This window comes from Rhodocyclaceae bacterium, from assembly GCA_020248265.1.
Lineage (GTDB): Bacteria > Pseudomonadota > Gammaproteobacteria > Burkholderiales > CAIKXV01 > CAIKXV01.
In genome coordinates, this window is record JADCHX010000028.1 from 1 (window position 1) to 16,158 (window position 16,158).

General features: G+C 64.2%; 17 protein-coding genes. 8 read left to right on the plus strand and 9 right to left on the minus strand.

What is annotated here, in order from left to right; translation table 11 throughout:
* Window positions 1-42 precede the first annotated feature (42 nt).
* Entirely contained in the window at window positions 43-672 is a 630-nt protein-coding gene (locus tag ING98_20495) for a hypothetical protein (GenBank protein ID MCA3104257.1), read from the plus strand.
* Window positions 673-811: 139 nt separating this feature from the next.
* On the opposite strand, the gene ING98_20500 is transcribed toward ING98_20495, so the two are convergent.
* From ING98_20500 to ING98_20510, 3 genes are all read right to left on the minus strand, one after another.
* Complete coding sequence (locus ING98_20500) at window positions 812-1,159, minus strand: hypothetical protein (protein MCA3104258.1); 348 nt, start codon at window positions 1,157-1,159, stop codon at window positions 812-814.
* 696 nt (window positions 1,160-1,855) lie between these two features.
* Complete coding sequence (locus ING98_20505) at window positions 1,856-2,083, minus strand: hypothetical protein (GenBank protein MCA3104259.1); 228 nt, start codon at window positions 2,081-2,083, stop codon at window positions 1,856-1,858.
* The gene (locus ING98_20510) at window positions 2,080-2,817 is read right to left on the minus strand and encodes a hypothetical protein (GenBank protein ID MCA3104260.1); all 738 of its coding nucleotides are present in this window, start codon (window positions 2,815-2,817) and stop codon (window positions 2,080-2,082) included. Before ING98_20510 ends, ING98_20505 begins: the two co-directional genes overlap by 4 nt.
* A gap of 184 nt (window positions 2,818-3,001) precedes the next feature.
* Between ING98_20510 and ING98_20515 the strand changes: the two genes are divergently transcribed.
* Entirely contained in the window at window positions 3,002-3,994 is a 993-nt protein-coding gene (locus ING98_20515) for a tyrosine-type recombinase/integrase (GenBank protein ID MCA3104261.1), read from the plus strand.
* Between the two features lie 107 nt (window positions 3,995-4,101).
* Here ING98_20515 and ING98_20520 read toward each other — a convergent pair whose 3' ends face one another.
* The 4 genes from ING98_20520 to ING98_20535 form a co-directional block, all read right to left on the minus strand.
* The gene (locus ING98_20520; GenBank protein MCA3104262.1) at window positions 4,102-5,109 is read right to left on the minus strand and encodes a hypothetical protein; all 1,008 of its coding nucleotides are present in this window, start codon (window positions 5,107-5,109) and stop codon (window positions 4,102-4,104) included.
* Window positions 5,106-6,173, minus strand: a complete 1,068-nt coding sequence (locus ING98_20525) for a site-specific DNA-methyltransferase (protein MCA3104263.1) — start codon at window positions 6,171-6,173, stop codon at window positions 5,106-5,108. The genes ING98_20520 and ING98_20525 overlap by 4 nt, the downstream gene beginning before the upstream one ends.
* 112 nt (window positions 6,174-6,285) lie before the next feature.
* Complete coding sequence (locus tag ING98_20530; protein MCA3104264.1) at window positions 6,286-6,702, minus strand: hypothetical protein; 417 nt, start codon at window positions 6,700-6,702, stop codon at window positions 6,286-6,288.
* The gene (locus tag ING98_20535; protein ID MCA3104265.1) at window positions 6,699-7,388 is read right to left on the minus strand and encodes a DUF433 domain-containing protein; all 690 of its coding nucleotides are present in this window, start codon (window positions 7,386-7,388) and stop codon (window positions 6,699-6,701) included. Before ING98_20535 ends, ING98_20530 begins: the two co-directional genes overlap by 4 nt.
* 185 nt (window positions 7,389-7,573) lie before the next feature.
* Between ING98_20535 and ING98_20540 the strand changes: the two genes are divergently transcribed.
* From ING98_20540 to ING98_20550, 3 genes are read left to right on the plus strand one after another with little or no spacing between them, the layout of a single operon-like run.
* On the plus strand, window positions 7,574-8,230 hold the full coding sequence (locus ING98_20540) for a ParA family protein (protein MCA3104266.1): 657 nt from the start codon (window positions 7,574-7,576) through the stop codon (window positions 8,228-8,230).
* The gene (locus ING98_20545) at window positions 8,223-8,492 is read left to right on the plus strand and encodes a hypothetical protein (GenBank protein MCA3104267.1); all 270 of its coding nucleotides are present in this window, start codon (window positions 8,223-8,225) and stop codon (window positions 8,490-8,492) included. Before ING98_20540 ends, ING98_20545 begins: the two co-directional genes overlap by 8 nt.
* Before the next feature lie 37 nt (window positions 8,493-8,529).
* Window positions 8,530-9,354, plus strand: coding sequence for a TrfA family protein (locus tag ING98_20550; protein MCA3104268.1), 825 nt, complete (start codon window positions 8,530-8,532; stop codon window positions 9,352-9,354).
* Between the two features lie 594 nt (window positions 9,355-9,948).
* On the opposite strand, the gene traA is transcribed toward ING98_20550, so the two are convergent.
* The gene (gene traA / locus ING98_20555) at window positions 9,949-12,726 is read right to left on the minus strand and encodes a Ti-type conjugative transfer relaxase TraA (GenBank protein MCA3104269.1); all 2,778 of its coding nucleotides are present in this window, start codon (window positions 12,724-12,726) and stop codon (window positions 9,949-9,951) included.
* A gap of 161 nt (window positions 12,727-12,887) precedes the next feature.
* Here traA and ING98_20560 point away from each other — a divergent pair, with 161 nt between their 5' ends.
* Window positions 12,888-13,193 carry a mobilization protein gene (locus ING98_20560; protein MCA3104270.1) on the plus strand — a complete coding sequence of 102 codons (306 nt, stop codon included), beginning with the start codon at window positions 12,888-12,890 and terminating at the stop codon, window positions 13,191-13,193.
* Window positions 13,193-14,869, plus strand: coding sequence for a type IV secretory system conjugative DNA transfer family protein (locus ING98_20565; GenBank protein MCA3104271.1), 1,677 nt, complete (start codon window positions 13,193-13,195; stop codon window positions 14,867-14,869). Before ING98_20560 ends, ING98_20565 begins: the two co-directional genes overlap by 1 nt.
* Window positions 14,870-14,936: 67 nt before the next feature.
* Here ING98_20565 and ING98_20570 read toward each other — a convergent pair whose 3' ends face one another.
* The gene (locus tag ING98_20570) at window positions 14,937-15,209 is read right to left on the minus strand and encodes a type II toxin-antitoxin system RelB/DinJ family antitoxin (GenBank protein ID MCA3104272.1); all 273 of its coding nucleotides are present in this window, start codon (window positions 15,207-15,209) and stop codon (window positions 14,937-14,939) included.
* Window positions 15,210-15,395: 186 nt separating this feature from the next.
* On the opposite strand from ING98_20570, the gene ING98_20575 reads away from it, so the two are divergent.
* The gene (locus tag ING98_20575) at window positions 15,396-16,076 is read left to right on the plus strand and encodes a DNA-protecting protein DprA (protein ID MCA3104273.1); all 681 of its coding nucleotides are present in this window, start codon (window positions 15,396-15,398) and stop codon (window positions 16,074-16,076) included.
* Window positions 16,077-16,158: the final 82 nt, after the last annotated feature.

The following is a 16,158-nucleotide window of genomic DNA, read 5'->3' on the forward strand; positions in this document are numbered from 1 at the left end:
CAGTGGCCGAGGACCTGCCTGCGCTCGGAGCATCGGTGCCGCTTGCTCGCGCGGCTTGAGTTCGCAGCCTGCTACGTCTACACCCGGCGTGGCGAATCGGCAGCAGCCGTTGGGGCCCGACAGATACGCGACGCGATCAAGCGGGGCAACCCGGACGCGATGACCCGAGCTGCCGAGCGGGTAGCCAAGGTATCCGAGGAAACGCCCCCTTTCGCCGCGTTCTTTGGTCCGAACGTCACACTGGTCCCGACACCAGGCAGCGCGCCGCGCCGAGGGGACAGCCTCTGGGTGCCGGACCGAATTGCCAAGGCACTGCAGGCACAGGGTCTCGCTGCGGCCGTGGAACCCCTGCTCGAGCGGGTGGAGGCGGTCCCGAAATCAGCCTATGCAGCGCCCGGCGATCGTCCGACCGTTGAACGTCACTGCGCCTCGTTGAGGGTGACGAGCCTGCTCGCGCCCGGCCAGGAACTCGTCCTGGTGGATGACGTTGTCACCAAGGGGCGCACGCTGCTGGCTGCAGCCAGCGTCCTCGCCTCGTCGTTTCCTGAGGCGCGCATCCGGGCATTCGCGCTGATCCGCTACCAGGGTTTCGCCGAGGACCTCGAAGCGCCATTGTCACCTGTCACCGGAGAGATCACTTGGGAAGGCGGCGACGCCCGGCGGTCGATCTGACCAGCCTGGTGCACGGATAGCGGTCAAGGGCGGCCGAAGGCCGGCGCAGCGAACCCTTGACCGTAGCCGGAACAACATAATGGAGAATGCGGTGCGCACTGCCGAAAGGCAGCGCGCACCGCATGGACAACCCGGACGCTCAGGCCTTCGGAAGATCGCGCATGCGCTTGTAAGTGATCTGCACCGTAGGACCGAGTGCCGTTCGTAACTCTGCCGTTCCCGAGTCGGCCCGGGGATCGATCCGTGCGGTGGCATCCACTGACCACTCGTACGGATGGCTGATCCCGAAGACCGCCTGGGTGTTCGGAGGGAAGGTGAGCTTGAGCCTCAGATCGGCCAGCCCAGTGCCTTCGTTCTCGGTGTAGTCCCCGTCGTAGCGCCCACCGGCTGGGTCCGCCCCGAAGATGCGACCTTGCTGAAGTACGAACGCACCCACCCCCCAGCCAGCCTGGCCGCGGTACTCGACGCCATACATACCTTCTTGCATTTGATGTTTCCTTTTCAAACGGTTGGATTCACCTCCGCACGCTGCTCGGCGATTGCATAGATGCAGACAGGTCCAGCCCGGAAGAGGCGAGTCCTGAACGACGAGCCAAGCAAACGAGCGTGTCCCGTCGGTCTTCTGCGATCGACGAGCGGCAGCGAGCAGCCCCGGCCACGAGGACCGGGGCTCCCCTTCGACTACTTGCTGCGGTGCTTGGTCCGGTCGACCAGCACGTATCCCTGACCTGGCCCGGGGGTCGGCGGGAGCGGCTTTTTGGCGACGCCCGTGACCTCAGTACCAGTCGAGGGATTGCGATACTGACCAGACACCGGTGCCGGGGTACCCGGCCTCAGCGCTTTTGCCATTTCGAAATCTCCTGCGTGAAGCATGAACACACGGGAGAAACGACCTGCGATGAGGAGCAACCGTTGACCCGGGGAGTAGCGTTGTGGAAACATCCGGGTGTTTCTGCAGCAGACGGCCCCTACGCGGGTCGTTTTCGCTTCCCGGGCAGCGTCAACTGCCCGGGAAGTTTCCCGTCCCCAATCCGACCCGAACCCGAAAAACAACAGATAGGCAGGCGCCACAATATGTGGTGCCATGGGACCGGACCTGACACCAATTCTAGGGTTTAGTCCGAGCCCGTCAAGCAGGTGATGCCTTTTTTTTCAGCATCGCCGCGCTCACGGAACCGCCAGCTCATGAGAACTGAGGATCGTTGCTGGCTTCGGTACGCAGGATCCGGTTGAGCCGCGTGATCAGACAGGCCGGGACGCTCTCTCGGCGCCCGTTCACACGCAGCGGCGGGAAAAGCGGATGAAGGTAGAGATCTTCGCCAGTGCCGCGTTTGCACTCGATGCAGCCCCCGTGTTCTTTCCACTCGCGGTCGAACTTCCGACGTCCTCGGGTCGATATGAACGGTTTCATCGTGCCTGATCCTTCCTGATGGAATGGGTTTGGGGAGCGCTACGATCGGGCTGCTGGATCGCGGCGCCGGGTGTGTGGGCCTCGAGGTCGTTCGAGAACGAGATCATTTCCATGACACGTTCCATCTCCTCCTGCTCGGCGCGTTGCGCCTCCCATGCATCCGTGGCCGGTACCTCGCTATCTGGCAGGTAGCAGCTGAACCCGAGGATCTGATCGGGCAGGCTCATGGCATAGAGACCGGTGCCATGATTGGCCTCGCATCCGATTCGTAGGTAGTGAAACGGATCGCCGAACAGTTCCAGCAACGCGGTCATCGGCGCGGCGGAGAATGGCACTGCCTGGTTCAGGGAGCGATCGCTGGTGGAAGCTGGAAGGCCCAACGCCCGAAGCGCTTTGTTGTCTGCCGTAAAGAAGAAAAGCACAGCGTTCAGGAATGCGTCGCGAACCAGCCCGTGATCTTTGACGACCTTTCGAAGCGCTTCTGCAGTGGCTGGCTGCAGCGCGATTGTCCTCGGGTTGTCGAGGCCTAAGCGCTTCAGCCGAGCCGAGATGTAGCGATTGGCGGATCGCGACAACTTCTTTCCTGCCAGATCGTTCCGGAGATACGGGATCTGATCTGCGATCAGCGTATCGATCAGCCCGTCGCGGTTGATCGGCATCGATTGGATGCTCTTTTCGAATCGTGTGAATACGGGGCTGCAGAACTTCACGGAGGTCTTGTTGCGCTCTGCCATGTCGACTCCTTGAGAAAGGGTGTGGTGGCGATGATAGGCAAACCTGCGCGAAAGTAAACAAAGTGCTGTGTTGCATTTGCCACATTCTGTGGATCGATTATTTATGTTCCTAGAGTGAACACTCGTGCTTTCAGTATTGATAAAATATGTTATCAAGAGCAAATTCCTGTCCCGGAGCTTCCGCATGGGGACGATCGGCCGACGTTCAGTGAGTCCCACCCCTGCCCCCGGCGCCCTCGCCCCGTCGCCGGGCAGGCGCCTGACCGCCGACGCCTACCAGCGCCTGGCCGACGTGCCCCCCGAACTCGAATGGTTCGCCAACCTGGCCACCCCGGCCACCCGACGCGCCTACGAAATCGCCCTGCAGGATTTCATGCGCTTCACCGGCATCGTCCGCCCCGACGAGTTTCGCTCCGTCACGCGCGCCCATGTCATCGCCTGGCGCGATGATCTGGCTAAACGCGCCCTGAGCAGCCAGACGATCCGGCACCGCCTCGCCGCCCTCTCCTCGCTCTTTGAATATCTGTGCGAGCGCAACGCGGTCACGCACAACCCGGTCAAGGGTGTGAAACGCCCCCCGGTCGAGAGCTACGAAGGAAAGACCCCCGCCCTAGGCGACCATCAGGCCCGCCGGCTCCTGGACGCGCCAGCGGCCGACAGCCTCAAGGGCAAGCGCGATCGCGCCATGCTGGCCACCCTCCTGTACCACGCCCTTCGCCGCGACGAGCTGTGCCGCCTCACCGTGAAGGACGCCCGAAACGAACGCCGCGGCGTGCCACACCTGAAGGTAAGCGGCAAGGGCGGTAAGACCCGTTATGTCCCACTGCATCCGGCCGCCGCTGGCCTGATCAGCGACTACCTGACCGAGGCCGGCCACGGTAACGAGGCCACCGGACCGCTGTTCCGCCCGCTCCATCGCAGCCGGGCCGAAGGCGCAGCCGACGCCCTCACCCCAGACGGCCTCTACAAGATCGTCCGCGGCTACTCGGCAGCACTGGGCTTCCGGATCGGCGCCCATGCCCTACGCGCCACCGCCGCCACCAATGCGCTCGACCACCAGGCCGACATCGCAAAGGTGCAAGAATGGCTGGGACACGCGAACATTGCGACCACCCGTATCTACGACCACCGCAAGACCCGGCCTGAAGACAGTCCGACTTTTAGGGTTACGTATTGACGAGGCAAACTGGGCAGAATGCGACGAAACCAGTCCTAAGCGCAGCTGCCCTGCTCCTTCGATACATTTTGATCAATGGATCGAATCCCTGAGTGCCGTTGAACGCGTCAAGGCTCACCCTCTTTCTGTTTCGCAGCCTTGAGTAAGAATGCGTCTATGCGCTCTGCAAGGGACGAATTCTTCTCAACGTGACGGGCATAGTAGACCATGGATGCAGCAGCGGTTCGCTGTTTGAGCGGGTCCCACAGCTCAACGATCCGCAGCATGTCATAAATGCCAAGCGGCTTTATCCCCATGCCTTCGAGCTGCTCGCGGACCCCTTCCTTGAATCCCAGGGCGGCGATAACGCCTAGCGCACCACGACGCCCTGTTTCATTGGCGAAGCTTTCCAATCCTGCCACGTCTTCAGTCTTCAGCTCGTACTGCTTTACCTCCGCAGAGATCGCAAGGCGGGCACCCTCCCAACCGTCAATATCGGCAATACGCTGCAGTCGCTTGGAGCCGGTACGTACCTTGTCGATTTCAATCTGCAGGTGCGGGTTATCCGCGCGCAAGAAGCCGAAGACCATCCCTTGAAAGGCTGCGCCGGTTGGCTCCCCCCTGCGGGCTGTCATCTCGAAGCCGTCCAGCAGGAGCTGAAACAAAGGGGGGTCATGCCTGACCGACGCCGGGTCGAACGCTTGGTTCTTGAGCGTGTCTAGAACGAACTGCAGAACCTTGCCGCGCAGAGTCGTGAGCTGGGCGACATTGAAGGTGACCAGTGCATCGAGCCATGGCATATAGTCGCCCCACGCTTGGGTAGCATGGGGCGCGCAGCTTGGGTAATCAAAGCGCTTGTTTTCGGAGCGAAAGAAGCGCTCAACCTCGTTGTAAAACGGGCGCAGACTGACAGTACCTCCGTCCGATAGTGAAACGATCAGCGTGTTAGCGCGCTTCCCAGCAGCTGTGATTGTCTGACGTGGATGCTTTATCAGCACATCCTCTAGATTCTTTGCCTTCAGTTTTGGGGCTTCAAGCTTCATCAAAAAGTCGATGAAGGCGACGAGTAGCCCAGCGGAGAATCTGCGGGCAGGGAAGCCTTTTACAAACTCTTCGTAAAGGGCGTCAGGCGTCATCGCTCGGCAATAGGTAAAGTCGCGAGCGGTCTGAAAGCCTTGCAGCCCATGGCGAAGTATTGGGCATCTCGGTCGGTGCCGATGGCGTGATACCCATTCGCTTGAGCAGCGGCTAGCGTTGAGCCACTGCCTGCGAAGGGGTCGTATACGATACCAATACCAAGAGGCAGGGCAGCGCGCACCACTTGGCGCATGAAGCGCTGCGGCTTCAGAGACGGATGCGGAGCAATTTCTCGCTCAAATCCGCGTGTAGGTGAGCAAGTAATCACGTCTTTGAATGGTTCATCTGCAGAGATGCGGCGCAGGCCGCCAGTGCCCCATTGGCGCAAATTTTCAGCCGCAGTGCCAGTGTAAGGCTTACGGAAGATGCCCCATGGTTCCCAGCACGAGCGGGCCATCATCGAGACGTCGGAAAACTCTTCTTCGGCTCCTTTGGGCCTATCGCCACCGCGCAGAGTCTGAACAAGGCGTATCAGCTCGCCTCGCTTTTCAAGCCCGGCACGCTGAAAAGCATGAAAAGTCAGGGTCGAAAGAAGCGGGTTTGACGCAACGAAGATGTGCCCCCCGGGGACAAGGGCTCGCGCGAGCCCATAGGCAAGCGAACCAAAGAAACTTTGTAGCGCGGCAATCTCGTCGTTGGTCAATACCGTAAACCGCGGCAATGGGCGGCGATTTGCACCGTCGAACGACGGTGGTATGCGCCATACTCCACCCCTGCCCTGCTTCAGCTTCTTGTGGTTCTTGTCCGCGTACTCGGTCACCCCATAGGGCGGATCGGTCACTACGGCATGAATCGAGTTTGGGGGTAAATCCGCCAACCACTGTACGGCCTCGGCCAGAACATAGCTGGCATGCGGACTAAGGTGGGTGCGGGGTTGACCGCCATGTTCGCGTACGGCTTTCCACTGCTCGGCTTGTCGCTTAAGTAGGACGGCTCGCCAGCTCGGCTCGCCTTCATCGTAAGCACAGCCGGTATCGCGCTCTGCAGGGGCGCATTTAGATGCCTTGGCTGGCTGCGATGTCGTGCGGTTAGTGAAGACGGCGAATCCAGTCTGTGTGCTCATTTGCCTTCACGTGCGGTGGGGTAAAAGACCTTCTCTGAAGGGCTCCATCGTCTCAAGAAACGGAGCCTACGGTAAACCGGGATTCATGTGGCGTGCGAGACCATAGCTTTCATTACGGAAACCAGAGCTCGACCCGCCCCGCTGCGGTAGGCGACTTCGCCAGCTCCGATGGCGTCGCCAGGTAGACCTTTCCTATGAACGGTGGTAATCGACCATCGAGGAATGAATCGATCCGCGGCAAGGTCCGCACGAAGTTGGTGGCGAGGTTTGCAGTCGTGGCTTTGCCGACCAGAACGAGTAATGGCACCTCGAAGCGCTTCACCGCTGCCAGCTCATTAGGCACGTATCGAATGCGGCTGTTATGCGACACAGCAATACGCCCCTGCGTGCCGCAGTATTCCAGCCATTCTTCATCGCTGCCCTCCGGCCTGAATAGGTCGCCGTGTCGTTCGACCGCTATCCCAGCCTCAGCAAGAATGCGCGGAAACTGCTTTCCGAGGTCTCGATCCGTGAAGTAGACCCTGCTCACGCCGCCCGCGAGTAAAGCACTGCCTGCTCGATCTCGTCTCTCGAGAGGTCGTAGTCCTCAGCAAGAGCCTCGACAGTCTCGCCGGCATCGATGCGATCGGCAATGGCGGCCGTGGACACCCCTGCCCTCTGCACCATGGGCCGTCCGAACGCCACATGCGGGTCGATGGCGATGGGCCGCTCCAATGCCCGCGGCATCGACCCCGTATAGGGATACAGCCGTACGGGGAACTGCCATTCGTCCCAGTCGACGCGTTGAAGGTGGTCCTCCAGCATCCTGCGCATTGCCAGCTGGCCGGAGGCGCTGAGGTTGATGAGTTGCGCGTACCGGACGAGAAACACCTGGCCGGCGTGAGTTCGGAGCTCGGGGCTGAGCAGAAGGCGATGCGTCTGCAGCTCCTTCTCGGCGTAAGCGATGGCCGCACGCAGCTCAGCGAGCGCGACGCCATGTTCCGTCCGTAGCGCGCGCAGGACATGCGCTTCGATCAGGTTGTAGAACGACAGCTGAAGCGGCTGCGTGCGGGCCGGCTTGATCAGGGGATGGAATGTGCCCTTTGCGTCGCCCTTCGGATAGGCGCGCCCCACCAGCCAGGTTCGCAAGGTCGCGGCAGGCAAGCGCAGGTAGCGTGCGGCCTCTGCGGGTCCGTACGCCGGTTGATTGCGGATGTCTGCGGTCTCTGCCTTCATTGCTGTGAGTGGTGCGGGGAAGCCGTCCGGTGAGTGCAACTCATAATCTTGCCACGCCCATGCCGCAGGCAGGGGCCCGGTCAACCCGGCTGCGCCCTTGACTCTCAGGCCGGGTCAGGCATTATTGCATGCAAACATGCTTGCATGAATACATGAAAGTGTGAAAAGCACAGGAGCATGCAACCATGCAGACCATTGTCATCAATTCCCAGAAAGGCGGCAGCGGCAAGACCACGCTGTGCGCGCATCTGGCCGTGCAGGCGGAACGCTCAGGCGATGGCCCGGTCTTCCTGATCGACACTGATCCCCAAGGCACCCTGAGCATGTGGCACGAAAAGCGCGAGGCCCAAGCCCCGCAGCGGGCCGAGGTCGCCCTGGCCGACCTGGCCGCCGGCCTGCGGCAGCTGGCGCAGCGCAAGGCCGCCTACTGCTTCATCGACACCGCCCCCACCCGCACCGACGAGAACGTCGCCCTCTTCCGCCTGGCCGATCTCGTGCTGGTGCCGATCCGGCCCAGCCCGTCCGATCTGTGGGCCGCATCCGCCACCGTCGCACTGCTGAAGGACGCGAAGATCCCCTTCCTCTTCATCCTCACGCAGGCCAAGACGAACGCCAGCATCACCGGCCAGGCCGCCGCCGCCCTCTCCCACCACGGCCCGGTCGCCGAAACCTTCATCGCTGACCGGGTTCCCTACGCCGCTGCGATGACGGACGGACGCACGTCCATCGAACTGACGCCGAAAGGCCCAGCCGCGCTGGAAACCGCTGGTTTGTGGAAAAACATAAAAGCATGCTTGCATGCAAACATGCAGAAAGCCGAGAAGGTGAAACGTCATGGCTAAAGCAGTCGCCCTCACGCCGGATGCGCTCGACGCCCCGGCAATCACCCCCCAGGCTGCAACGCCCGCCCGTCGCCCTGCGCCAAAGGCGGTACCAGCGCCCTCCGCCGTGAAGCCCCGGAACGACAAGCCGCTGCAGATCCGCGTACCCCAGGCCGAATTTCGCGCGATCAAGATCGCCGCCACCCAGCACGACCAGACTGTCAGCGAATTCATGCTTGCATGCTTTCATGCATTCATGAAAGACGGCAAGCATGCTCGGTAGGCAACGGGCGACAGCCGCACCATAAGGCAGGGCAGCGATGACCAAACCCGACACCCCCCTCGGACAGGCCCTGTCGAGCCTGCGCAAGCGCGTGAGCGAGCGTGCCCAGAACACGACGGTGCAGCTGCCCCTGTGGCCGGAGCCCAAGCGAGGCGCCCCCAACAGCTTCATCCGCTCGGCGCTGTTTGCGGCGATCCACAGCAAGGATCGCCAGTTCTTTAAGGAAACCGTGCTGGCGAGCCAGGATGGCATCGAGATCCGCTACACCGGCGAGCAGCTCAACCAGGCTGACCTCGACGTCTGGGAAACCATCGTGCACCTAGCGCGCGACCAGCCACTGGGCACCGTGGCAAGCTTTACCGCCCACGGCCTGCTCAAGGCGATGGGCATGCCCACCGGCAACAGCCAGCACCGCCAGCTGCACTCCACGCTGCTGCGCCTGACCGCCTGCGCGGTCGAGGTGAAGCACGACGGCAAGACCTACTTCGGCCCCCTGATCAAGTCTGGCGCCAAGGACGAGGTCACGCGGCACTACGGCATCGAGCTGAACCGCGGCATCATCAAGCTGTTCGGCGAAAACCAGTGGACCGCACTGGACTGGAAACAGCGCCAGGCACTGCGCAGCCAGCCCCTTGCCCAAGCCCTGCACGCGTTCTACAGCAGCCACCGCGAGCCCTTTGCAGTGAAGCTGGCCACCTTACAGGCCTACACCGGCAGCCGTAACCGGCAGGCCGCGAGCTTCAAGCGGCAGGTGCGCGTCGCGCTGTCAGAGCTGGTGGAGGTCGGGTTCCTGGCCGCCTTCGAGATCAAGGACGATCTGGTCACCGTACGCCGCACCACGGTCAGTCTCAAGGCCGGATGAGGCACGGCATCCGATGCACATGAAAAACGCCCGAGTTATCCACAGAACGGGGCAAGCAGGGGAGGCAGGCACGGCATCCGATGCACATTGACACGGCATCCGATGCACATTGACACGGCATCCGATGCACAAGGCACGGCATCCGATGCACATCAGGCACGGCATCCGATGCACATCAGGCACGGCATCCGATGCACATTTCGCGCTGTGGATAACTGGTCAAAGATTTTACGGATCAAAGCCTTGGCGCACACGCTAAAAAGTAGCTAATCTTTTCTTTAATCTTTTCTTTAATCAAAAGAAAGGACCGGCTTTTGTGCATCGAATGCCGTGCCTCCTGTCCGCCGAAGAACAGAAACGCCGGATTTCGCACGCATTAACGGTCTCAGACGCCGTCGATCACGTGACCCACGCAGCGCCTGATCGCGAAACCTTAAGCGCCAGAGACGGAACAGACCCACTCGAGATCAGCCCTGCGGGCTTCACGGAACATCCAACCGCAAGGCACCAGCCGCAACGTTAGCCAAGCGGACCGGAGCAACGTGCCTGCTCAAGGACAAAACCGGCTTCGCCGGGTTGTTCAGGGAAGGGTGGTCAACGGTCCCGATCCCTCTCCCGATCGCGGACCCGTTCTATCGCCCGATCCAGGTTGCGTTCACGCACCGCCCGATCCAGCGACGACCCTCGCCGCACTCCGAGGTCCCTCTGCCGCTCCAGAAAAGCCTCCCGGACCCCTGGAACGGCGCGCAGGTGTTCTGCTATCCCACGCATCTCCTGAAGCGTCTGAGCCCGTTCTGGGGCGTTCTGACGGCTCTGAAGCCGGTCCAGACGCTGCTCCAGGGTGTTCCAGTCCCGGACCAGGTTCGCGATGTCCGTGTCACGACGTTCCATGGCTGACGCTGGAGCAGGATGCGGGTCACGCCCCGCCGTGGATGACCGGATACCTGCGGGCAGCGCCGATTCCACCGACCTGTCTACGGGGCGTTGCGCGGCTCCGCCCACCGGATGTTCGGACCGTTCCGGTTCAGGCCGAGCCCGATCCGTCGCCGGCGGCTCACGCAGCACGATCTGACTGTCGAGTTCCCGCCCCCGGCGCTCGGCAAAGGACTGCGTCGCCTGGGTGTAGTCGAGCGTCGTCTCCTTCGCCCCGCTGCGCGAGAGCTGTTGCGCCAACTGCCGCTGGTCCCGGAAGACCTCCCGACTGCCGTACAGCTGCGCCGATTCGGTATGGCGAGTCATCGCGACATACGACAGGTGCCGATCCATCGACGGGGATGCCAGCACGTAGCTGCGATCCACCGTAGCCCCCTGGCTCTTGTGGATCGTGGTCGCATACCCGTGATCCAGCGCCCGGTACTGTTCCGTCGGTACCGCCACTTCACGACCCCGCCCAGGCCCCGCCGCATTGTCGAGCCGCACCGACAGCTGTCCCGGCTCCGCCTTCGACACGGTTCCCATAGTCCCGTTCTTCACCCCAAGGTCCCGGTTGTTCTCCCGGAACAGGACCCGATCCCCGAGCGCAAACGACCGCTCACCCTCAGTCGTCCGGTAACGCTGCTCGCCGCGCAGTTCACCCGACGCCTTGCGTTCATCACGGATCGCCTCATTGAGCGTCCGGACATCGTCGCGCCGATGCGCGAGCGCCACCCGCGACCCGTCCGGACGCGCCCGAAGATCCGCCACGTATTCCTTCACGATCGCCGCCCGCGCTGCAGCCTGGTCCGCCGCCAGGTGCACCGCACCCCGCTCGGCATAGGCCCGCAGCGCCTCGGCTGTCCGATGCTGACCGAAGGCGACCGAGGCCTCCCGCTGCCAGGCCTCCTGTTGCCGGCGCACCGTGTCCATCTGCGCAAACCCGGTCCGCTCGGCTACCGCCCGGAATGCCGCCCCGGCCTCGATCGGCTGCAACTGGCCGGGATCCCCGACCAGGACCGCCTTCGCCCCACCGTCCTCGATCCGCGACAGCACCCGCTCGAGCTGCCGCGACGACACCATCCCGCTCTCGTCGATGACATAGACCTGGTTGGCCGTCGGCATCTCCCGGCCAGCCGCCCAACTGCGCTCCCAGGAGGCCAGCGTCCGCGACTCGATCCCAGAAGACCCCTGCAGCCCCTCGGCCGCTTTGCCGGCCAGCGCTGCCCCACGGACGTCATAACCCTCCCGCTGCCAGGCTTCCCGCGCCGCCCCCAGCATCGAGCTCTTCCCGGACCCGGCGTAGCCGACCACCACCGACAGTTGCTGCGGACCGGTCACATGCTCGAACGCATTGCGCTGCCCGGCGTCGAGCTGCGGCGAACCGGCCAGCGCCGCAGATCGGCTCGCCTCCGAAACCGCATGGGCTTCCCGGACCGCCATTCGCGCGGCCACGGTATCCATCCGCGCCTCCACCGCGACCATGTCGCGCGTCGAGTACAGCGCCGGCGCCGCCACCCGGCCGTCCGCATCGCGCGTCTCGGCCGTCAGCCGCACCAACTCGGGCGAGGCCATGACCTGGCCGTAGACCGTCTGGAACTGCCCCGCCCCTTCGGTGTAGCGGTTCACCACCCGCGCCACGTCCCGATGGTCGAAGACGCTCTTCTCCGCCGTGATCAGCGCCAGGACTTGCTCGGGCGATCCCCGGATCAACGCCACATTGCGCTGTGCCTGGTCGACAGTCAGTGCCGCCCGGGAGACCTCCATCCCCTTGCGCGACATCTGCGTGGCATGGACACCCATGTGCGCCGTCGGCGTCAACTCGATCCCCCGGGTCGCATGCGACCGATGATCGATCCGCAGGTCATGCTCGGCACGCGCCAGATGCCGGTTGGCCATATCAGCCCAGGCCTCGCGCAGCTCGCGCACCTGCTGATGCGTGGTCGGCAGGCCGAGCCGGGTCAGTTCCCGATTCTCCCGCTCGAGCATCGCCTTCCCCCCGAGCCCGCCGGCGGTCAGCGTCCGGGTCGTCATCAGCAGATGCGCATGATGGTTTCGCGCATCCGTCTTGCCGTGCGGCGAATGGATGGCCAGATCCACCGCGACCCGGTAACGGTCGGCCAGGTGCTGCGCCAGTTCCGTGGCCAGCGCCTGCCGCTGCTTCGCATCGAGCTCGTGCGGCAGCGACACCTCGACCTCGCGCGCCACGCGCGCATCCTTGCGCCGCTCGGCCGCTTCCGCGGCATTCCACAGCACCGACCGGTCCTGAGCCCAAGGCGCTGAAACCTGCGATGGCAGCACGACCTCCCGGTGCTCGATCCCCTTCCGCGGCCGGTAGTCATGCACCAGTCCATCGCGCTCATTGGTGAGCACGGTACCCGATCGATAGGCTGCGGCGGCGACCGCGCTGCGGCCAGAACTCCGGGAAACCGCAGCCGTCGAGCAGTGGTAGATGGCCATATCCTGAGAATACGACAACTGCCCGAGTTGCGCAGCAACTCGTAAGTGCGCATTTAGCTTTTCTGCCGCCCCGGCCAGTCGCAGGTTCTCACAGCCCGTCAACCGCCGCCCACCTCACAGCGTTCGCCCAGTTACCTGCGTCAACCGTCGGAGGCTGGTCGATGGCACGTCGTTCCCTCCCTGAGCGTCTGGCGCAGCTGGAAGCGCAGACCTCCACCCTGAAGGCCCGCCTGGCCAAGCAGATCCAGGCCGAGGACACTCGGCGCCGGATCCTGCTCGGCGGCCTCGTGCAACAGGCGATCGCCGACAACTCGCCGATCGCGCCAGTGCTGCGCGCCTGGTTACAGGACGCACTGCCTCCCGCCCTCACACGTCGCGCCGATCGCGAGCTGTTCGAGGACCTGCTGCCCGGCACAGCAGAGACGACCGCAACCGTCGAAAGCGCCCCGCCCGAGGCGCGGTCGTGATGCGCGACACCCTGGAGGCCTTCCGCAATCTCGCGGCCTACGTCCGCGCGAATCCGGTCACCGCAGCGCGCACCACCCTGCTCGAGGGACCGCAGACCCTGGTCCGGACCTTCAAGGCCGCAGTGGTCATCGGCATCGTTCTGTTCGTGATCGGCCTGATCGTGCGCATGTGGTTGGTCGTGCACCTGGACGTCCCGGAAGCAAGCCTCCTGTACCAGACGGTCGATAACCTGCCCTTCTTGCTGCCGCTCGCCCTGGTCGCGCACATCGCCCTCGAGGCACTGCGCCGGCACTTCGGCCCTCATCAGGCCGACACCCACGGCTCCGCCCGTTTCGCGACGCCCGCCGAGATCCAGCCGTTGCGCACGACCCAGCGCGGCTTGCTGATCGGCACCGACACCCGTACCGGTGAACTGCTCCGCTACGACGGCCCATCGCACCTGCTGACCATCGCCCCGACCCGCACCGGCAAGGGTGTTGGCACGCTCATCCCGAACCTGCTGACTGCCGAGCGCTCGGTGATCTGCATCGACCCCAAGGGCGAGAACGCCCGGATCACCGGCCGCGCCCGCACCCGCTTCGGCCCGGTCCACGTGGTCGATCCGTTCGGCATCACCGGCCAGCCAGGCGCCGCCTTCAACCCGCTGGCCGGCCTGGACGCCGAGGATGTGGACGCCGCCGAGGAAGCGGCCACCCTGGCCGATGCCCTCGTCTACGACCCCCCGGGTGCGGTGGGTGAGGCGCACTGGAACGAGGAAGCCAAGGCCCTGATCACCGGCCTGATCCTGCACATCGTCGCCGACGAGCCACCGGAGCGGCGCCACCTGGGAACGCTGCGCGCCTGGCTCACGCTCGCCCCGGACGACTTCGAGGAACTGCTCGACCGCATGCAGGAAAGCCAGGCTGCCAACGGTCTGGTGGCCCGGGCAGCCAACCGCCACCGCGGCAAGTCCGACCGGGAAGGCGCCGGCGTGCTCTCCTCCGCCCAGCGCCACACCCATTTTCTCGACAGCCCCCGCATGACCGCGGTGCTGAGCCGCTCCGCCTTCCGCTTCGCCGACCTCAAGGCACGCACCGCCACCGTCTTCCTTGTCCTGCCCCCCGACCGGCTGGAAACGTACGCTCGCTGGCTGCGTCTGATGGTCAGCCAGAGCCTGCTCGAGATGGCGCGCAGCCAGACCAGGCCCACCGAGCCGGTGCTCTACCTGCTCGACGAGTTCGCTGCCCTCGGCTACCTGGCTCCGGTCGAGCGCGCGATGGGCCTGATGGCCGGCTACGGCGTCCAGCTATGGCCGATCCTGCAGGACGTCCACCAGCTGCGCGCGACCTATGCCAAGCGCGCCGGCTCCTTCTTCTCCAACGCCGCAGTGCTGCAGGTGTTCGGCGTGAACGACCACGAAACCGCCCAGCTCGTCTCGAACCTGTTGGGCCAGAGCACTGCCGTGTTCCACACCATGAGTAACACCAGTGGCCCGCTGTTCGGCTCCGTGGAGCCCACCAGCAGCCGCGGCGAACAGCATGCCGGACGTCCGCTGCTGACCCCGGACGAAGTCCGCACGCTCGATCCCCAGACCCAGCTGCTGTTCCTCGCCGGCCAGCGACCGGTACAGGCGAGAAAGATCCGCTACTACAGCGACCAGCGGTTCGAGGGACTGTTCGATGCGATGCCGGAGTAGCGATGGCAGGGCCAGCCGGGCAGCGGATCCTGGTGCGCGGAGATCCGAGCAGGCGGGGATGCGCGCATTACTCAGGCTTGTCCGTCTTCATCTGTGTCTTCAGATCATCCACGGATCGCGCACGCCGTCCCTTTCCCGCTTCGAGCTCGGCGATGGCGCGCCGGGTCCGAACATTCGGCAGCGTCGCCTCGAACGGGAGCTGGCGCTCGTCCGCGATCCGATGCAGGAACAGGCGGATGGCCTCCGAGACAGACAGGTCCATGGTTTTCAGTGCATCAGCTGCACGTCGCTTGATGTCGGCATCGATTCGGGCACGAACGGATGTGTCAGCAGCAGCCATGGCGGTCTCCTCACGCAAGGATGGCTCAGTGTAGTCACAACGGAGAGGCAAGCACCTCCGGGAACGGGAGCCAGGAGCGCTGAGCCTGAGGCCGGCGCGGCACTGTTGTAGACTTGCCTTGACACACGGCGGTCCGGACTGCGACCCGGCGCCGCCATACCCCGGGAGGAGTCCAAGGTGTCCTTCATCGAGCGCTCCACGAGCGACCTGCTCGGTACGCTCAACGATCTTGAGCGCGCCCACAGTCCCGAACGCCTGTTCCTGCAGGGCGACCCTTCGCTGCTCAAGCGGGGCGCCCGCGTAGCGATCGTCGGCTCGCGCCAGGCCACGCCGGCCGGTCTCGAGCGCTGTGATCGTTTCGCGCGCATGCTGGCCGAGCAGGGCATCGTGATCGTCAGCGGCCTCGCTTCGGGCATCGATACCGCCGCGCATCGGGCAGCCATCGCCTGCGGCGGCCGCACGATCGCGGTACTTGGGACCCCGCTCGACGATGCCTATCCGAAGGAGAACGCCGAGCTGCAGGCGCAGATCGCGCGCGACCACCTGCTCGTCAGCCAGTTTCCGCTCGGCAGCCGCGTGACACCGCGCAACTTCCCGATCCGCAACCGGACGATGGCACTGCTCTGCGACGCGACCGTGATCATCGAAGCGAGCCAGAGCAGCGGTACGCGGCACCAGGGCTGGGAGGCATTGCGCCTGGGACGGGTACTGTTCCTCGCGCGCGAGGTACTCGAGAACCCCGAACTGACCTGGCCGGCCGAGATGATGCGCTACGGCGCGCAGATCCTCTCGGAAGAGAACCTGGCGGCAGTGGCCGAGGACCTGCCTGCGCTCGGAGCATCGGTGCCGCTTGCTCGCGCGGCTTGAGTTCGCAGCCTGCTACGTCTACACCCGGCGTGGCGAATCGGCAGCAGCCGTTGGGGCCCGACAGATACGCGACGCGATCAAG